This window comes from Pediococcus damnosus, from assembly GCF_001611155.1.
Taxonomy (GTDB): Bacteria; Bacillota; Bacilli; order Lactobacillales; family Lactobacillaceae; genus Pediococcus; species Pediococcus damnosus.
The window spans coordinates 125465-144342 of the sequence record NZ_CP012294.1 but is presented as its reverse complement, the minus strand read 5'-3'; the positions used below and the strand labels follow the sequence as shown (position 1 = coordinate 144342).

Annotated in this window: 15 protein-coding genes; 13 read left to right on the top strand and 2 right to left on the bottom strand. The window is 39.6% G+C overall.

Annotated elements, in window-relative coordinates:
- Positions 1-22: 22 nt before the first annotated feature.
- From ADU73_RS00600 to ADU73_RS00550, 11 genes are all read left to right on the top strand, one after another.
- Positions 23-1186 (top strand): cysteine desulfurase family protein, encoded by a 1164-nt coding sequence (locus ADU73_RS00600; protein WP_046871825.1) that lies wholly within the window; start codon positions 23-25, stop codon positions 1184-1186.
- The gene (locus tag ADU73_RS00595; RefSeq protein WP_046871826.1) at positions 1186-1527 is read left to right on the top strand and encodes a DUF1831 domain-containing protein; all 342 of its coding nucleotides are present in this window, start codon (positions 1186-1188) and stop codon (positions 1525-1527) included. The genes ADU73_RS00600 and ADU73_RS00595 overlap by 1 nt, the downstream gene beginning before the upstream one ends.
- A 189-nt stretch (positions 1528-1716) precedes the next feature.
- Positions 1717-2844, top strand: coding sequence for a tRNA 2-thiouridine(34) synthase MnmA (gene mnmA / locus ADU73_RS00590; RefSeq protein ID WP_046871827.1), 1128 nt, complete (start codon positions 1717-1719; stop codon positions 2842-2844).
- A gap of 540 nt (positions 2845-3384) precedes the next feature.
- On the top strand, positions 3385-4059 hold the full coding sequence (locus ADU73_RS00585; protein WP_046871828.1) for a histidine phosphatase family protein: 675 nt from the start codon (positions 3385-3387) through the stop codon (positions 4057-4059).
- Between the two features lie 8 nt (positions 4060-4067).
- Entirely contained in the window at positions 4068-4757 is a 690-nt protein-coding gene (locus ADU73_RS00580) for a tetratricopeptide repeat protein (protein ID WP_056986046.1), read from the top strand.
- Positions 4757-7249 (top strand): SF1B family DNA helicase RecD2, encoded by a 2493-nt coding sequence (gene recD2 / locus ADU73_RS00575; RefSeq protein WP_062913077.1) that lies wholly within the window; start codon positions 4757-4759, stop codon positions 7247-7249. Before ADU73_RS00580 ends, recD2 begins: the two co-directional genes overlap by 1 nt.
- Positions 7250-7322: 73 nt before the next feature.
- Positions 7323-8303, top strand: coding sequence for a ribose-phosphate diphosphokinase (locus ADU73_RS00570; protein ID WP_056986044.1), 981 nt, complete (start codon positions 7323-7325; stop codon positions 8301-8303).
- A 187-nt stretch (positions 8304-8490) separates the two neighbouring features.
- Entirely contained in the window at positions 8491-9546 is a 1056-nt protein-coding gene (locus tag ADU73_RS00565; protein WP_062913076.1) for an AI-2E family transporter, read from the top strand.
- Positions 9547-9613: 67 nt separating this feature from the next.
- Complete coding sequence (locus ADU73_RS00560; protein WP_062913075.1) at positions 9614-10375, top strand: DeoR/GlpR family DNA-binding transcription regulator; 762 nt, start codon at positions 9614-9616, stop codon at positions 10373-10375.
- Complete coding sequence (gene pfkB / locus ADU73_RS00555) at positions 10372-11283, top strand: 1-phosphofructokinase (protein ID WP_046871834.1); 912 nt, start codon at positions 10372-10374, stop codon at positions 11281-11283. The genes ADU73_RS00560 and pfkB overlap by 4 nt, the downstream gene beginning before the upstream one ends.
- A gap of 15 nt (positions 11284-11298) precedes the next feature.
- A complete protein-coding gene (locus ADU73_RS00550) occupies positions 11299-13239 on the top strand; it encodes a PTS fructose transporter subunit IIABC (RefSeq protein ID WP_062913074.1) in 1941 nt (646 codons plus the stop codon).
- A 152-nt stretch (positions 13240-13391) separates the two neighbouring features.
- On the opposite strand, the gene ADU73_RS00545 is transcribed toward ADU73_RS00550, so the two are convergent.
- Both ADU73_RS00545 and ADU73_RS00540 read right to left on the bottom strand, forming a co-directional pair.
- Positions 13392-14633, bottom strand: a complete 1242-nt coding sequence (locus tag ADU73_RS00545) for an ISL3 family transposase (RefSeq protein WP_063697918.1) — start codon at positions 14631-14633, stop codon at positions 13392-13394.
- Between the two features lie 113 nt (positions 14634-14746).
- Positions 14747-15982, bottom strand: coding sequence for an MFS transporter (locus ADU73_RS00540; protein ID WP_062913073.1), 1236 nt, complete (start codon positions 15980-15982; stop codon positions 14747-14749).
- Between the two features lie 257 nt (positions 15983-16239).
- Here ADU73_RS00540 and pyrF point away from each other — a divergent pair, with 257 nt between their 5' ends.
- Positions 16240-16944, top strand: coding sequence for an orotidine-5'-phosphate decarboxylase (gene pyrF / locus ADU73_RS00535; RefSeq protein WP_062913072.1), 705 nt, complete (start codon positions 16240-16242; stop codon positions 16942-16944).
- A 442-nt stretch (positions 16945-17386) separates the two neighbouring features.
- On the top strand, positions 17387-18862 hold the full coding sequence (locus ADU73_RS00530) for a peptidoglycan endopeptidase (protein WP_056986338.1): 1476 nt from the start codon (positions 17387-17389) through the stop codon (positions 18860-18862).
- The last annotated feature ends 16 nt before the right edge of the window (positions 18863-18878 follow it).

Here is an 18878-nt window from a genome sequence, read left to right as displayed (position 1 = left end):
CTTAAAGGAGAGTAGGATTACCATGAAGCAAGTTTATTTTGATAATGCCGCAACGACGCCAATGGCTCCCGAAGTGGTTGAAAAAATGACTGAAGAAATGAGTCATAACTTTGGCAATGCCTCAAGTACGCATTCATTTGGACGCAAGGCGCGGATGACGTTAGATCAAAGTCGACAAATTATTGCCGATAGTATCAATGCCAATGAAGATGAAATTATTTTTACCAGTGGCGGTACAGAAAGTGATAATACCGCAATTATGCAAACCGCAATTGCCCGAAAAAAACTTGGCAAGCATATTATTACAACCGCGATTGAACATCCGGCCGTTTTAAAAACACTGGCTTATTTAGAAACACTTGGGTATGAAGTGACTTATTTACCAGTTGATAAAAATGGATTAATTGATTTAGATGAGTTTAAGGCTGCTTTGCGGGATGACACCATTTTAGTAACCATTATGATGGGGAACAATGAAGTTGGTAGTCATATGCCCATTCATGAGATTGGCGAGATTTTAAAGGACCATCAGGCTTGGTTTCATACAGATGCTGTGCAAACTTATGGTTTGTTGGATATCGATGTTAAACGTGATCATATTGATATGTTATCAACCTCTGCCCACAAGCTGAATGGACCCAAGTTTCTTGGCTTCTTGTATAAACGCGATGGCGTGAATTTTCCAAGTTTTCTGAGGGGCGGCGAGCAGGAAGATAAACGGCGTGCCGGAACCGAAAATGTGCCAGGAATTGCTGGATTTGCGAAGGCTGTTTCGTTATTAACGCCAGAAGTTAAAACAGGTATGCAGAAGAAGTACATGGGTTTTAAACAGCAAATTATTAAAGGTCTAAACGATGCTGACATTGATTTTGAAATCAACGGGTCGCTTGATCCTAATAATTTACAGCATGTTTTCAATCTTTGGATTAAGGGTGTTTCTACCTATGTTATGCAGACCAATCTGGATCTAAATGGGATTGCGATTTCGGGTGGTTCTGCTTGTACAGCAGGGAGTTTGGAACCTTCCCATGTTTTGATTGCGATGTTTGGCAAAGACTCACCCCGAATCTCGGAATCCATTCGAATTAGTTTTGGAAAATATAATACGAGTGATGACGTTGATTATTTGGTTAGTAACTTAGTTCAGATTATTCAGCGTTTAAAATCAAAGGAGACTGTAAAATAATGGCATTTTTAACAAAAGTAAAAGTTGACGGTGATAAAGATACTTATCAAATGAGCCCTCAGGTGAAGAAGTACACGTTACGTGACGTTGGGTTTACGGTATCAAATGGCGGGAACTTTGTGTATGAACGGACGTTAGATCCAACTTCACCATACAAACAAGGTAATAAGTTAAGAGTGGTTTTTGCTAAAGATCTAAGTGGTTTTAAAATGTCAGTTACAACAGCTAACGGATTAAAACGGGTTAATATTTTCACAAAGGAAAATGACAAGCCACTAGTAGAACAATATCATTATATTTTAGACGATATGGTTAAACGCGAAATTTTTATTAAGGCTTAATATTGAATCAATAGGGGCAGTAGTTCACAAGTTGAATTACTGCTTTTTTATATTTTCAGAAATAAAAAAATTGACCCGCTGGCTAAATGCTTGCTCAATTTGCTTACTTTGTTATAATAAGCGTTACTGGATGTTGCGACCTTCAATCGTAGATTCTCCAGAATCTGATAGAAATGATGGTGATTTTTGATGACAGACAATAGCAAGACTCGTGTCGTTGTTGGCATGAGTGGTGGTGTTGATTCATCAGTAGTAGCTTATTTGCTCAAGCAACAGGGCTACGATGTCGTTGGTGTGTTCATGAAGAACTGGGATGACACTGACGAAAATGGTTTTTGTACGGCAACTGAGGATTATAAGGATGTGGCGAAAGTCGCTTCAAAAATTGGAATTCCTTATTATTCAGTTAATTTTGAAAAAGAGTACTGGGATCGTGTATTTACGTACTTTTTGGATGAATATAAAAAAGGTCGGACACCCAATCCAGATGTAATTTGCAATAATGAAATTAAATTTAAGGCCTTTTTAGATTATGCGATTAGTTTAGGTGCCGATTATGTTGCCACTGGTCATTACGCAAAATTAGAGCGTGACGCACAAGGCAATCAGCATTTATTGCGTTCAGAGGATATGAACAAGGACCAAACATACTTCTTGAACCAATTGACTCATAAGCAATTAGATCATGTCATGTTCCCATTAGGTGGCATGGTAAAAGCTAAGGTTCGTAAGATTGCTGAAAAGGCTGGGTTAGCCGTTGCAAATAAGAAAGATTCTGTTGGGATCTGTTTTATTGGCGAGAAGAACTTCAAAGAGTTTCTTGGCAACTACTTACCTGCAAAGGCTGGTAAAATGATGACGATCGATGGTGAAGTTAAGGGCGATCATGCCGGTTTAATGTATTACACCATTGGACAACGCCGAGGTCTCGGAATTGGCGGTGGCAGTCAGAATAATGATCCTTGGTTTGTCATTGGTAAGGATTTGAAGAAAAACATTTTATACGTTGGCCAGGGTTACCATAACGAGCATTTATATGCGGACCGTTTAGTTGCATCTGATTTGCATTTCGTAAATGATATTTCTGATCGTGGTGATTCATTCCGTTGCACAGCTAAGTTCCGTTACCGTGCGATGGATGTAGATGTTACAGTTCACTTCAATGCGGATCGAACACAAATGACCGTTGATTTTGATGATCCCGCTCGCGCAATCACACCAGGCCAAGCCGTTGTTTTGTATGACGGTGAGGAGTGCTTAGGCGGCGGAATTATTGATGCTGCTTACAGTAAGGACCGCGAGTTACAATATATCTAAAATTGAATTTTAATGGGCGTTAGTTATCCAAGTGCTTTTTGGGTGACTGATGCCTTTTTATTTTTGTTGATTTTAGGGTAGCTGGTTAAGATGATTTTCCCCTTGGATGCAACTTTTGAGGACAGCTTCATGAGACAATCTTTAAAATATAGGAATGTTTCCACCGCGATTGCGATCCCGGTCCCACCATCCTTATATTTTAAAGCTTACCCGTCTCATTGCACTCACTATTTTGAGGACAGCTTCATGAGACAACCTTTAAAATATAAGAATGTTTCCACCGGGATTGCGATCCCGGCTCCACCATCCTTATATTTTAAAGCTTAATCGTCTCATTGCACTCACTGTTTTTAGGACAGTTTCTTAAGACAAACTCAAAAAATAAGAACATTTCTGGCGGGATGCGATCCCGCTTCCAATGCTCTTATTTTTTAGAGCTTAAACGTCTTAATCCGCTCACTAATTGCTCACTATTTTTTGAATTTTTCTCCAGACACTGGCATAATAGTTTTAGCTATAGAGATGAGAAGGAAGATAAACGTGACCAAATTATATTTTATTCGCCATGGAAAAACACAGTGGAATCTAGAAGGACGTTATCAAGGCGCAAGAGGCGATTCGCCATTACTTAAAGAAAGTTATGTGGAAATTGATGCGTTGGCTCATCACCTGAGTCCCACCACGTTTCAACATCTATATGTGAGTCCCGTTCGCCGAGCAAGAGTGACTGGAAGTACTTTGCAGCACGATTTAGATGAACTTCAAGGGCATTCCACACCATTAACCATTGCGAGTCGATTGCGAGAGTTTAATTTAGGAAAAATGGAAGGCATGAAGTTTACGGATGTTCAAAAACGATATCCACGCGAATTTGATGACTTTAGAAATCATCCTGATCAGTATGATCCGCAACCAATTCAGGGAGAATCTTTTCCACAGCTAATTCAGCGGATGACGCCTACCATAAAACGCATTACCGATATTTATCAAAAGTCAACTGACAATATCTTAATCGTGAGCCACGGAGCTGCTTTGAATGCGCTAGTTAATACGCTTTTGGGAGCTAATCTGCATGACTTGCGGAAACGCGGTGGGTTGTCTAATACAAGTACAACAATTTTAGAAACCAAAGATGCTGGAAAGACTTTTTCATTAATAAAATGGAATGATACGAGTTATATTAAACGTAAACCAGATGCCACAGATATGATTTGAGGGAAAACATGACTGAAAATGAGGATTCAAAACAAGAACAAGCAAAACAAGATGCGCAAAAAACAGCCTCTGCCTTGGTAAAAGCCATTGATGATAACTCTGACGATTATCATCAGTATTATAATCTTGGCGTTTTCTTAACAACTTCCAAGAGTTTTGAGCAGGCTGAAGAGCTGTATATGAAGTCATTAGGTCTTTTTCAGAAAGATGATAAAGCTGAAAGCTTATTACACTATGGATTAGGAAATACGTATTATGAAGCGGGTGAGTTTCAAAAAGCCTTTGCTCAATTTAAAGTTGTTCAAGATTCAGAATTAAAAAGTTCGGCTTATTTGATGATTGCCCAGACTTATATGGCTCAGGATGATTATAAAAATGCGCTGGTATTCGCGATCACGGCGCAGGATAAACATAAGCAAGATCCGACAATTAACGGACTAATTGGTGAAATATTTTTGGCGATGGGTGATTTTACCCATGCAGCGACTTATTATGACGATGCCTTAAAGGCTGATCCTAAAAATGGTCAATATCAGTTTGAGCGGGGAATTATTGCCCTCGTTTTGGATGAGGAAGAAACCGAATATTTTAAACAGGCAAAAAAATTAGATCCTGCCTATTTTGAAAAAGGTCAGAAACGATTAGTGGATATCGAGAAATACATTAAAACTCGTGATGAGTCAAAGGATGAGAAGTAATGCAAAATGAGTCACTCAACTTATTTGATGAAGATTCCAAGGCTACAGGGAAACCAACAGAACAATTTGTTGTGGGGAAAGTCTCCGCAATTTTTTTTGAGAGCCCAGACAGTTTTTACAAAGTTGTTTTAATTAAAATTAGTGAAACAAATATTGACTGGCATGAAGATGAAATTGTGGTTACTGGTAGTTTTGGAGATATCAAAGAAGAGCAGGCCTATCGGTTTGTTGGAAAATCGGTGACCCATCCTAAATACGGTATGCAGTTTCAGGCAACTAATTATGAAAATGCTACACCAACTACGAAAGAGGGACTGGTGGCCTATTTATCTGGTTCTGATTTTAAAGGCGTAGGGAAAAAGACCGCCGAACGAATTGTGGCGCTGCTTGGAACGGATGCGATTAATAAAATCATCCGTGACCCGAAAGTGCTGGCGCCACTCAAACTAAAAGACACATTGCAAACTGAATTAGTAAATAAGCTTAATGAAAATAATGGCATGGAACAAATCATTATTGGCCTTAATGGCTATGGATTTGGAAGTCAACTAGCAGCTAGTATTTACAATCGTTATCGGGAACAAACGTTAGACATTATTCATAAAAATCCTTATCAACTCATTGAAGATATCGATGGCATTGGGTTTAAAAAGGCCGATCAAATTGCGGAGGCAACTGGTATCGAGTTTGATGCGCCAGCAAGGATTGATGGGGCTGTTTTAACTTCTTTAAGTGACCTGAGTAATTCTAATGGAGATACATATACTGATGCCCAATCATTGCTAAAAGCTTCCTTGTCGCTGTTGGAACACAGTCGTAATCAGGCAGTTGATCCGCAAAAAGTTGCTGATGAGCTGTTAAGTCTGGCGAAAGACAACAAAATTGTGGGGGATGAAAATCGCATATACTTGCGGACTTTATATGAAGCTGAATGGCAAATTGCTGAGCATCTTAAACGGCTGCAGGATGCAAAGGAAAACCATCATTTTGAAACTTCAGAAATTGATGGTGTCATCGATTTAGCTCAGAAGCAATTTAAGATTACGTATGATGACTCACAGCGTCAGGCTTTAAGAGAGGCCATGCAAGCGAAGATGTTTTTGCTGACCGGTGGACCTGGAACAGGAAAAACAACCATTATCAATGGGATCGTCAAGACGTATGCCACGTTGAATGAAGTTTCGTTAGATGTTAATGAGTATCATGATACCCCATTTCCGGTTTTATTGGCGGCACCAACTGGCCGAGCTGCTAAACGGATGAGTGAAGTAACCGGATTGCCTGCTAGCACCATTCATCGTTTGTTGGGATTAACGGGACGCGAAGATGATCCGGATAAGGAGACCAAGGACCTGGAAGGTGGCCTTTTGATTGTGGACGAAATGTCCATGGTAGATACGAGTTTGTTTAGAACCCTTGTCCGTGCAATTCCGAATAGTATGAAAGTGATTTTGGTAGGTGATAAAGATCAGTTACCATCCGTTGGGGCCGGTCAAATTTTTAATGATTTATTGCAAAGTCAGGAGATTCCAAAAATTGAATTGTCTAAGATCTATCGTCAAGATGATCAATCCTCAATTATTCCGCTGGCTCATGCCATCAAAGAGGGTCATTTACCAGCTGACTTCAGTCAAAATCAAAAGGATCGTTCCTTTATTCCATGTCCGACCAACCAAGTTGATAGTGTGATTACGCAAGTAGTGAAAAAAGCTGAACAAAAAGGATTTACCGCCCAAGATATCCAGGTTCTAGCACCCATATATCGGGGAATTGCGGGAATTGACCGGCTAAATAGTTCTTTACAGCAGATTTTAAATCCGAAGAAAAACGAACGGACCAAGGAAGTTGAATTTCGCGGGCAACTTTTCCGCATTGGCGACAAGGTTTTGCAATTAGTGAACGTCCCTGAGAATAACGTTTTTAATGGTGATATGGGGATTATCAAAGGAATTATTCTTGCAAAGGATAAGGGTAATACTGATAAGCAAGATAAACTTGTAATTGATTTTGATGAAACGGAAGTTACTTATGGGCGCAAGGATTGGATCCAAATCACATTGGCTTACTGTACATCAATCCATAAATCACAGGGTAGTGAGTTTAAAATGGTGATTTTACCAATGGTTCAGCAGTATTCACGGATGCTGCAACGAAACTTGTTATATACCGCAGTTTCGCGGGCAGAATCACTTTTAATTCTTTTGGGGGATGAAAGAGCTTTTGAAAGATGTGTTCAAAACTTGGCCGTAAATCGGCAAACAACGTTAAAAAAACGGTTAATCACTGTTTTCGAGGGTAAACAAGCTGGAGAAAAGCCAGTTGCAGAAACAAATCCGATAACAGCCGATTCTGACCAAAAAGGAGTAACAAAGCCTAAGAAAAAAGCTTCTGAATCAGAAACAGTTTTGACGTTAGCCAAGGCCCAAAGCCAAGAAGTGGACCCCATGATTGGGATGAATGGAATTACTCCACAAAGTTTTATGAAGGCTTAAGGTATTGCGCTTTTAAACGAGGACTGCAATAATAGGAATGAGATAAATTTGATAGTTTTTAATGGAGGATGTCATGACAGCAGAAACTGCTAAGCAACGAATGAAGATTTTTGCGTTAAATTCGAACCGCCCTTTAGCCGAAAAAATTGCGCACGAAGTAGGCGTTCCTTTAGGCAAGGCAACCGTTAACCATTTTAGCGACGGTGAAATTCAGGTGAATATTGATGAAAGTATTCGTGGCGCCAAGGTATACGTCATTCAGTCAATTTCAGAACCTGTAAATGACATGTTGATGGAATTAATGATTATGGTGGATGCACTCCGGCGTGCGAGTGCCAGTGAAATTAACGTGGTCATTCCTTATTATGGATATTCACGTCAAGATCGGAAGGCCCGTTCGCGAGAGCCCATTACTGCAAAACTAATTGCAGACTTGTTGGAAATGGATAAGATTACCCGGGTACTTACAATTGATCTTCATGCCGCTCAAATTCAAGGATTCTTTGATGTGCCGGTTGACCATTTGGTAGCAGCCCCGTTACTGGCAAGTTATTTTACAGATCATAAAATTACAGAGAATCTTGTGGTTGTCTCACCTGATCATGCCGGGGTTTCCCGAGCACGCACAATGGCAGATTTACTTGGGGCGCCGATTGCCATTATTGATAATCGTAACGTTGAATCAAGTGAATCATTAGATGAAATTCCAACTGAAATTATTGGTAAAGTAGCGGGCAAGACTTGTGTGGTTGTCGATGATATGATTGATACGGGAACACGGATCACCATTTCTGCCGAAGCTTTGAAAAATGCGGGAGCTACAAAAGTGTATGGATGTGCAACCCACGCCATTTTCTCCAAACAAGCGCCTAAAATTTTGCAAAGCTCTCAATTAGAAAAAGTTGTTGTGACCGATACAATTCGAATCGGCAAAGAAAAGCAATTTGATAAATTAGTCGAAATGTCAGTGGGCCCATTAGTGGGGAATGCTATTAAGATGATCTTTAATAACGAGCCTTTAGAGCCATTATTTAGAAGCTCCATTAAAAAATAACTAGTGACTGGAAATATATATAAATTTTAAGCATCTCTTTTGCAACTCGTGTATGGTTACGTGGGTAAGTTGCAGCTGAGATGCTTTTTGTATGACCTTTTTTTATTGTTAAGTCATACGAACTATGGTTTTATTCTATGTAATTTAATGATATGTTAATAGCAAACAGTGGTTGGAGGGATTATATTTGGAACACATTATTAAATTTTTTAAAAGTGAGGATGTTGAGTTATACAGTACTTTGGTAGGTGTGATCATTGTCCTTTTTTTGTTAAAACCGTTTCTTTCTTTAATTTTATTTGTGATCATTTTTTCATTTCTTGGGCACGTGGGGACCAAAAATTTACGAAAACTATTGCCAATTAATCAACCGATTGCAACAATTTTACTTTATGTGTTGGTAATTGGTTTGTTTGTGACAATTGTAGGAGTGGCTGCACCAGTATTGGCAGATCAATTTAGTGGATTGCCAAAATTAATTGAGAAAACAATTGATCGGCATCCAGTTTTTGATCAGCAAATGTATACTTGGGCTCAAAAAGCCATTCATAATTCTTCAGTTTTGAAACATAGTTCAGATCTTGCCCTCACTGGATTGATTAAACTAGGGCACGTCGGACGCGGAATTGAACATGTCATTATGGGTGTCTTTTTGAGTTTTATTTTTAATTTGACCTATAATCATTTGTGTCATTTTGGGCAGGCCTTTTTAAATAGTCGCCACAAACATTTATTTAATAATATCTATAAATTAGCAGCAATGTTTGTTCATATTTTTGGCACAGTAATTGAAACGCAATTAATCATTTGTTCAATTAACACAATCTTAATGACCATCGGCCTATGGATTATTGGAATGCCAAGTCTTCTGGTTTTGGAGTTGATGGTGTTTGTACTCGGTTTGATTCCAGTAGCTGGTGTTTTAATTTCGCTAATTCCATTATCAGTCATTGGCTTTTCAGTAAACGGTTTTGTGACTGTTTTTGAGGTTCTTATTTTGGTAGTAATTGTGCACATATTTGAGTCTTATTTCTTACATCCAAAACTGATGGCAAACGCAACAGCTCTACCAATTTTTGTGACTTTTGTGACCTTAATTGTGAGTGGCGAGTTGTTTGGAACCTGGGGATTAATTGTCGGGATTCCGATTGTGGCATTCTTTATTGAATTACTTGGGGTAAACGTCCGCAAACAGCGGCCTAAGAATCTGAAACAGAGTATTGATTCGGAAATCGAACAATAATTTAAAAAAATGAGCTTTTATGGTTGAGCTTGAATGATTTTGGTGGTATTCTATCAAAGGTGGAGTGATGAAAGTGCTTACAGAAGAGAGACAAACAATTATATTAGCGCAGTTAGCCAAAAACGGGGTTGTGAAACTACAGGATTTAGTCCAGGAATTAGACAGCTCTACCTCAACAGTTAGACGTGATCTACAAGAATTAGAAGATCAGGGTAAACTAGTGCGAGTGCATGGTGGGGCCAAAGAAATTACCACACTGCAATCCGAACCCGGCATCATAGAAAAATCAACCAAAAACGTTCATGCAAAACGGCAAATTGCGAAATTGGCGGTTCAGCAGATCCAAGTAAATGAGGTTGTGTACTTGGATGCCGGAACGTCTACAGAAGCAATGATTCCGTTTATGGACAATCTAGATTCGGTTTTGGTTGTGACTAACGGGGTCCAACTTGCTTCTGAATTGGCAGATATCAATGTGAAAACGTATTTAGTTGGTGGTGAGTTGAAAAACACAACGAAAGCCATTGTGGGTGCTGATGTGGTTGAAACAATTAAGAACTTCAGGTTTAACCGTGTTTTTATGGGTGTAAATGGTGTTCATCCCAAGTTTGAATTTACCACTCCAGATCCAAATGAGGCGGCCGTTAAACGCGCAGTTTTAGCACAAAGTGAAGTTGGGTACTTTTTAGCAGATACCAGCAAACTAAACGAGGTTTCGTTTGCTAAGATAGCTGATTTAGAAAATGGCGTTCTTTTAACAGATGAAACTGATCAAACTATTTTACAGGATTTTGATCAGGTAAAACAAATTATGGAGGCTGAAAAATGATTTATACAGTGACCTTGAATCCTTCGATTGATTATGTGGTTCAACTTCCACAATTGACATTAGGTGAAGTTAATCGCTTAAAAACAACATATAAGTTTCCTGGTGGCAAGGGAATTAATGTCTCACGAATCTTACGTGAATTAGGGTATGCCAATCAGGCCTGGGGATTTTTGGGCGGTTTTACAGGCAAATTTGTAAGCCAAAGTTTACAAGAGTTAGGCTTGGATGCCCATTTTACGGAAATTGGGGATGCTACACGAATTAACGTTAAGCTAAAAGCAGACCAAGAAACTGAACTAAATGCGCCAGGTCCAAAAATCACAGAGACTGAAAAACAAACGTTTGTGGCTCAATTTGATGAGCTAAAAGCCGGAGATATGGTGATTTTTTCAGGGAGTGTGCCAAGTAGTTTACCAGAAACCTTTTACTTTGACTTGATTCAAAAAGTGAAGGCCCAAAAGGCAGAGTATGCTGTGGATACAACGGGTGAAGCACTCAAAAAGACTTTGGCAACGCATCCAGTTGTTGTCAAACCTAACAATCATGAATTGGCCGACTTGTTTGGCGTTGAGTTAACCAGTTTGGAAGAGATTAAACATTACGGACGGGAGCTTATCAAAATGGGTGCCCAAAATGTGATGATTTCGATGGCTGGTGACGGGGGCATGTTAGTGACGCAAGATGATTGTTATCGAAGTGCAGCTCCCAAAGGTACCGTCCAAAATTCAGTTGGAGCAGGTGATTCAATGTTAGCTGGATTTACAGGAACATTTGATGCCACTCATGATCCAGTGAAAAGTTTCCGGTACGGGTTAGCGTCGGGGAGTGCGACGGCATTTTCGGCCGACATTGCCACGAAAGAAAAAATTGATGAAATTCTGCCACAGATAAAAATAGAGAAGTTTTAGAAGGGAAGTACTAGCATGGACATTCGTGAACTGCTACTTAAAGACGTCATGATCATGGATTTAAAAGCGAAAAATAAAAATGACGCCATTGATGAAATGGTACATAAGTATTTTGAGCAGGGTGTGATTGATGATGAATCGCTTTACAAAGCAGATATTTTAAAAAGAGAACAAGAATCAACGACCGGAATTGGTGATGGGATCGCGATGCCCCATGCCAAAGACAAGGCGGTCAAGCGGGCAACCGTTTTGTTCGCTAAAAGTGAACAGGGACTTGATTTTGATGCTCTCGATGGCAAACCGGTTCAGTTATTCTTCATGATTGCAGCTCCAGAAGGTGCTAATAATACTCATTTACAAGCTTTAGCAGCTTTGTCGAGTTTGTTGATTAATCCAGATTTGGTAGCTAAGTTGAAACAGACAAAAACCCCAGATGAAGTACAGCAATTATTTGGCGATGCGCAGTCTGCTAAAGAGGCTCAGGATGCGGCTGATGAAAAGGCTGAGGCCGCTAAAAAAGCCACTGATGTTCAAACAGCGGAGAAACGTCCATATATTGTAGCTGTTTCGGCTTGTCCTAATGGAATTGCCCATACGTATATGGCCGAGGCTGCGTTGATCAAATCAGCCAAAGAGAAAAATATTGAAATTAAAGTTGAAACGAACGGTTCTGAAGGTGTCAAACATCGGTTAACCTCAGCGGATATCGCGCGCGCTGATGGGGTCGTCATCACGGCTGACAAGAAAGTTGACATGGGCCGTTTCAATGGTAAAAAGCTTTTAAATCGGCCCGTGATTGATGGTATTAATAAATCGGATGACTTATTGGACAAGATTACGGCTGGTAATGCTTCCGTTTATCATGCGGCAGCCGGGGATGAGCCAACTTCTGACGATGATGGTCAAAAAGGTGGGCTTTGGAACGAGATTTATAAAGATTTGATGAATGGCGTTTCTCACATGTTACCTTTCGTTGTGGGTGGCGGAATCATCATGGCGTTCTCGTTTATTTTGGAACGCTTTGTGGGTTCTGGCAGCATCTACTTCACTTTCTTTAATCAGTTAGGAAACTATGCTTTTGCATTCTTGGTACCCATGTTAGCTGGTTATATTGCTGAATCGATTGGAGATTTACCAGCTCTAATGCCCGGAGTTGTTGGTGGATTTATGGCCAACACGGCGGCTGCTAATATTGTAAAAACGACAAGTGTTTCTGGATTTATTGGTGGTTTATTGGCCGGCTTCTTAGCCGGAATTGTGGTCAATTGGCTTAAAAAAGTCTTCAAAAACATGCCTAAGAGTCTGGAAGGACTGAAACCCATGTTACTTTATCCAATTTTGAGTTTGCTCATTGTTGGTGTGGCAATGTTCTTCATCATTAATCCTATTTTTGCAGCTGTTAATGCTTGGATTACCCATGTTCTGAACGGGATGGGAACCGGAAATGAGGTATTGCTAGGGACGATTGTTGGCGGCATGATGGCAATTGATATGGGAGGTCCTTTCAACAAGGCTGCTTATACCTTTGCCATTGCGGCATATACGTCAACTGGAAGTGGAAAATTAATGGCAGCTGTCATGGTTGGCGGAATGGTTCCACCATTAGCAACCGCCATTGCCACAACTTTTTGGCCAAAGAAGTTTACGGAACAAGAGCGACAGGCCGGTATTTCCAACTGGGTGCTTGGAATTTCGTTTATTACTGAAGGAGCAATTCCATTTGCCACAGCTGATCCACTGCATGTGATTGTTTCTAGTGTCATTGGTGCCGCAATCGGTGGTGGTTTAACACAGTTCTGGCATGTTAGTGTTCCAGCTCCCCATGGTGGTCTATGGGTGACACCACTGGCTTCACATTGGTACTTCTACATTCTGGCAGTTGTGATTGGTGCGGTTGTCGCTGGTGTGATTCTAGGAATTTGGCGACCAGCCAAGAAACAAACAGAAAAAGCATAATTTACACAAAAAATATGGTACTAGGAATTTAATCCTAATACCATATTTTTGTATTTGCTGTTTATTTAAGGGTTCGTAAGTTTGGGTCTCTGTCAAATCGTATTGGTGGAGATTTTGAACGGCACATTCACTTCGGTGAATGTGCTTTTTGTTTACTCATGAATTAAACTAATCCGGATAAAGAAGTTGTCAATATTTCGAAAACCAAAACAGTTACGTTTTAATGCCTTGATTTTACGATTAAGTCCTTCAATTGGACCGTTGGAAAATGGATAACGACAACTGTTTAGAAGGGCTGAACCATTTTTGATAAACGTGTTGATCGTTATGTCCATTTGATTACTAGTGGGTTGGTAGTTAGTAAGTAAGGATTGGAACGCATTAGCATCCTTTTGGTGTATGGCACTTAAGATACCTTGATAGGTTTGATACACAGATCTAAATCTGGGAAAAGCGTCTAGAGCTAAATCAATGGCGTTTTGTTGCGTCATATACTCGTTAATTCCGCGTAAATAAACAGCCTTAGAATCATTAACTTTTATTTCATCAAGATGAAATAAACGCCATTGAGATTTTAAAATATGATAAATTCGTGAATGCTTATCTTGGATAGTACGAATGGTCTGCGTGCGTTCATTATCTAAGGCACGCCCAGCCAGTTGAATAATATGGAAACGATCGATAATCGTGGCCGCATTAGGAAATAAGCGATGAATGAAGCTGCCATATTCAGCATTCATGTCAATCGTCACTGATTGAACTTGGGCACGTTCTTGAACCGAAAAACGAGCTTCAAAGTAGTCAATGATATCTTTACTTAGCCGATCTTTTAAAGTAACAATTCGGCGATGACTAACGGCATCGCAACAATTAAAGGACATCCAGTGATTACAGGAACGAAATTCATCAAAGCAAAGATTCTCTGGGAGATGTTTAACACGATAGGCTAAGTGAATATTGGCATTTAGGATTCGTTGAACACTGCTTGGCGAAATTCCACAAAGTTTAGCAATTTCTTTACTCGTCAACATATCGCGTGCCAAAACGATCACTTGATGTTTGATATTATGTGTGAAAGTTTCGTTACGATTAACCAACTTAGTTTTAGCACCACAGGTTTTTGAACAATCTTTACATTGGTATCTTTGACGTTTTAAATGCATTTCGTAACGACCACCGGATAAGGTTCCTAAACGCAGGTGACTCATGTGAGTTCCGTTTTTAATTAAGCTTTTATGGCCACAATGTGGGCACTTTAAAAGTTGATAAGACAAAGTTGCATGGACGACATGAATACGTTGGTTTGTGGAACACCGTTCTTTAGAAATACCAGTGACAATTAAGTTTGGGTCTGTTATTTCGAATAAGCATAAGATAGAATTAGTTAGGGACATCTGAATTTCCTCTTTTCGATTTGTTTTGGCGATTAAATCGTAGCACAAAGAGGACAGATGTCCTTTTTTATTTTTCTGATTTTCAAAACAGACAAAAAACCGGTATTAGTTATTCACCAATACCAGAAAGTGCAGACCCGTAAGTTTTTGATGGATAGCATACTGATAAAACTAATGATATACAGGATAGATAACATTAAAATGACAATGGTAATGGAAAAGTGATCAAGGAGGACGCCAATCAAAACTGATGAAAATCCGCCAATGCAGCGGCCAACGTTCATAATGATGTTGTTTGCCGTAGCCCGAATTTCGGTTGGATACAGCTGGCTAATGACCGCGCCATATCCACCAAACATTCCATTTGAGAAGAACCCAACGACCGTTCCGAACAGGACTAAGGTTTGCATATTCTGGGCTGCAAGCAGCAGATAAACCGATGCGGCCGCCATTAGCAAGAAGATCCCGAAGGTTAACCGAGGGCCAAATTTATCCAGTAAGAGACCGAATACTGCCATGCCTAAACTCATGCCAATAATGGTTGAAATCATCCATAGCGACGAACTACCAACTCCTAAATGCAAACGGGCTTGCATAATTGAAGGAAGCCAAGTCATAAGGCCGAAATAGCCAGCAATTTGGACAATAGTCATAACCATTAAGCTCAACGTTTGATGAGTGGCTTGTGGAGATTTGAATAATATTTTTAGGGCATTTCCAAGGCCGTTATGGTCGGTTTTTTTAGTAGGTTGGGCGTTAAGAAAACTGGGACTTTCTTTCAAGTGCCGTCTAACAAAGTAGGTTAAGATGACGGGCACAATTCCGAAAAGAAAGAGTGTATGCCAGCCAAAGCTCGGAAGAATCCAAGCAGCCAAGAACGCGGCAACTAGTGCGCCAACTTGGCCACCAATTGAAGCAACGGAAGTGATTTTGCCAACTTGATGACGAGGAAAGCTTTCAGCAATAATGGCCATGCCGATTCCGTATTCACCACCGGCCCCGACACCGGCGAGAAAGCGACAGATGTAGATTAGGACGAGATTATTGGCAAAATACATAGCTCCAGTGGCCAAAGCAAAAATAAAGATCGTATGAGAGAAAGTTTTAATTCTCCCGATACGATCTGCTAAGATTCCAAATATAACGCCACCAACTAACATGCCAAAGTTAGTGATCGTCCCAATCCAACCAGCTGCAGCACTAGAAATATGTAGTTCACTGATGATGGAGGATAGGGTGAATGATAAAAACATGATATCCATGTTTTCAAGGACAAAGCCTGAAGCTGTTGAAGCAATCACGTGTTTTTGATAAGTTGTGGTTCTTTGGTGTACAAGTGTTGATTCCATAATAATTCCTCCAAAATGATTGATCGCTGCCAATCTTTATTTTTTCAATTATTGATTATGCACGTCTTTAAAATAAATTACAAGGGGTTTCAAAAACTCTATATTTAAGCAGTTGACAGACATTAAATAAATAGATAGGCTTAATAAAAATCAAATATAACTGATTCTTAATTTGGCCCAGAGAGGCAAAAGGAGATCGTAAGGATTCCTGTTGACTGTCTGTTAACCAGGAACTTTTTTGAAAGGAGTTTTATCAGATGAATCCAATTATTATTGCTTTAGATTTTCAAACTGGTCAAGAGGCATTAGCCTTTATCGATCAGTTTCCCACATCGCAATCTTTATTTGTAAAAGTAGGGATGGAACTTTTTTATCGGGAAGACAATCAAATTCTGACGCAGCTGAAAGTCCGAGGCTATAAAATTTTTTTAGACTTAAAATTGCATGACATTCCCAATACCGTCTTTCAATCCGCTAAGATTTTAAGTCAACTTGGGGTGGATATGGTAACGATCCATGCAGCTGGTGGGTCAAAAATGATTCAGGCTGCCCATGACGGTTTGGTTTCAGGAGCGGGTACTAAAAAAATACCTAAGCTTTTAGCAGTCACCCAACTCACATCAACCTCTGAGAAAGTTTTGCACGAGGAATTACATATTGGATTGACGTTACAAGAGTCAGTTCTTAGCTTGGCCAGGTTGGCCGTAAGTAACGGCGCAGATGGTGTTATCTGTGCGGCACCAGAAGCACCAATGATTCACAAAAACATCGTAAAAGACTTTTTGTGTGTGACTCCGGGAATTCGATTACCTGGACAGAGTCATCAAGATCAACAACGAGTTGTTTCCCCAAAGAAAGCTCATATATTTGGTTCTGACTATATTGTCGTCGGGCGTTCAATTACCCAAGCTTCAAATAAATTGGCGGCATTCAAACGGGTTCAAGCTAGTTGGAATGAATAAATAGTGAAACTATTTACATAATAAGCTTGTAGTTTTGATTATAGTGTAATGAATATATAAACATTAGTTCGCTAGATTACTAATATTTATGCACTTAAAGTTCAATTCAAAATTGAAGCCCGTTATGGTAATGTTACAGGATGCTGTAATATAAGCAAATTTATGTAACACGTTTGTAACACTAGACAAAACAGGCGTTCTGTTTGAGATTCGGTGATTAAAAAGATTAAATTTTTTTAAAGGAAATCGGATACCTTAACAACTTTCGTAGTAAGCTTTCATGTATTGTTTCCAAGATTACCTAAAAAATATGCGCATAAGAGGGCTATTTTTTTAAGAAATATCATGCTACAATACACCTAGTTAATTTAATAAGTTTATTCTAAATGTATGAAAAGTGATTATTTAATAGTTTAGAAACTAATTCGAAGGAGTTGTGTTTATGGTTAAATCACATGGTAATTCTACAAAAACAAAAATAGTTCTCGCAGGTGTTGCTGGAGCGGCTGGTTTGTTCGTTGCTGGAGCTACACAAAGTGTTAATGCCGATTCTGTTAAGGTCGCTCAAAACGATACAGTTTGGGGTATTTCACAAAAGTATAATGTTTCAATTAAAAGTATTGAGACATTAAACAAGATTGATCAGAATTCACATATTATTCTGATTGGTCAAAATGTTGAGATTCCAGGAACTAATGATCAGGCACAACCTAAAGCAAGTTCACAATACATAAATATCACCGTTAAATCCGGTGATAGTCTCTGGCAAATTGCTCAAGACAATGGTGTTTCGGTTGCTTCAATTAAAAATGCAAACAACTTAAACAATAACTTGATTTTAGTTGGTCAATCATTAAAAGTTCCTGTTGCTGGTAGTACAGCTGCAAAGGCTTCTAGTTCTGCAGCTACTGTTCAATATAGTGCTGCTACATCATCAACAAGTACTTCTGCAGAAAATTCTGTGGAGAGTACACCATCATCAGCTTCAGTTGCTAGTTCAAGTAAAGCTGAGACAGCTGCAACAAGTACCTCAGCAACTGTTGCTTCAAGTTCAACGAGCTCAGCTGCTAGTGATACTGTTTCAACGAATAATGAAGTATCCACACAGGGTAGTTCACAAGCTTCAACTTCTGCAAGTAGCACAACAGCTGTTAGTTCTGCAAGCAGTAGTGTAGCTCCATCTTCTGCAGTTCCTAGTGTTGCTTCACAAAGTTCTAACTCAGTTTCACAAGCAAGTTCTAGTGCCGCACCAAGCAGTGCTGTATCAAGTGCTTCAACAACATCTACTACTTCACAAGCAAGTTCTAATGCCACACCAAGTAGTGCTGTATCGAGTGCTCCAGCACCATCCGTTGCTTCACAAGCAAGTTCTAGTGCTGCACCAAGTAGTGTAGCATCAAGCACAACAGCTGCTAAGCCTGTAAGTACAGCTTCAGTTGCAACACCAGCTTCTTCTGCAGTTGCAAAGCCAGTTGCTTCATCAGCTGCAACAAGTAACAAACCTGTCGCAAGCAGCGCTTCAACTACCACAAACAAAACTTCTAATTCAGCATTAACATCTGGATCAGTGGTTAGTTTGGCAGTGAAATTAGCCAATGCCAACATTCCATATGTATGGGGTGGTTCTAGCTTAAGTGGTATGGATTGTTCAGGATTAGTTTCATATGTCTATGCACATGCCGAAGGGATTAACTTAGCACATTATACAGTTTCTCTTGAAAGCCAAGTAACTCAAAAGTCTGTTTCGGCAGCTCAACCTGGTGACCTCTTATTCTGGGGTTCAGAAGGTGCAACGTACCATGTAGCTATTTACATTGGTAACAACCAATATGTAGCTGCACCACAACCTGGTCAAAATGTAGATATTGAAACAATCAGTAGCTACTTTGCACCAAGTTTTGCTGGTACCGTAAAATAAATAAAAAATGAAGGTT

What these genes read in the sequence shown, in the direction of transcription:
- mnmA (WP_046871827.1), top strand. Translation starts at nt 1,717, where the DNA reads ATGACAGACAATAGCAAGACTCGTGTCGTTGTTGGCATGAGTGGTGGT.
- ADU73_RS00530 (WP_056986338.1), top strand. Translation starts at nt 17,387, where the DNA reads ATGGTTAAATCACATGGTAATTCTACAAAAACAAAAATAGTTCTCGCA.
- recD2 (WP_062913077.1), top strand. Translation starts at nt 4,757, where the DNA reads ATGCAAAATGAGTCACTCAACTTATTTGATGAAGATTCCAAGGCTACA.
- ADU73_RS00560 (WP_062913075.1), top strand. Translation starts at nt 9,614, where the DNA reads ATGAAAGTGCTTACAGAAGAGAGACAAACAATTATATTAGCGCAGTTA.
- pfkB (WP_046871834.1), top strand. Translation starts at nt 10,372, where the DNA reads ATGATTTATACAGTGACCTTGAATCCTTCGATTGATTATGTGGTTCAA.
- ADU73_RS00570 (WP_056986044.1), top strand. Translation starts at nt 7,323, where the DNA reads ATGACAGCAGAAACTGCTAAGCAACGAATGAAGATTTTTGCGTTAAAT.
- pyrF (WP_062913072.1), top strand. Translation starts at nt 16,240, where the DNA reads ATGAATCCAATTATTATTGCTTTAGATTTTCAAACTGGTCAAGAGGCA.
- ADU73_RS00545 (WP_063697918.1), bottom strand. Translation starts at nt 14,633, where the DNA reads ATGTCCCTAACTAATTCTATCTTATGCTTATTCGAAATAACAGACCCA.
- ADU73_RS00595 (WP_046871826.1), top strand. Translation starts at nt 1,186, where the DNA reads ATGGCATTTTTAACAAAAGTAAAAGTTGACGGTGATAAAGATACTTAT.
- ADU73_RS00600 (WP_046871825.1), top strand. Translation starts at nt 23, where the DNA reads ATGAAGCAAGTTTATTTTGATAATGCCGCAACGACGCCAATGGCTCCC.
- ADU73_RS00580 (WP_056986046.1), top strand. Translation starts at nt 4,068, where the DNA reads ATGACTGAAAATGAGGATTCAAAACAAGAACAAGCAAAACAAGATGCG.
- ADU73_RS00540 (WP_062913073.1), bottom strand. Translation starts at nt 15,982, where the DNA reads ATGGAATCAACACTTGTACACCAAAGAACCACAACTTATCAAAAACAC.
- ADU73_RS00550 (WP_062913074.1), top strand. Translation starts at nt 11,299, where the DNA reads ATGGACATTCGTGAACTGCTACTTAAAGACGTCATGATCATGGATTTA.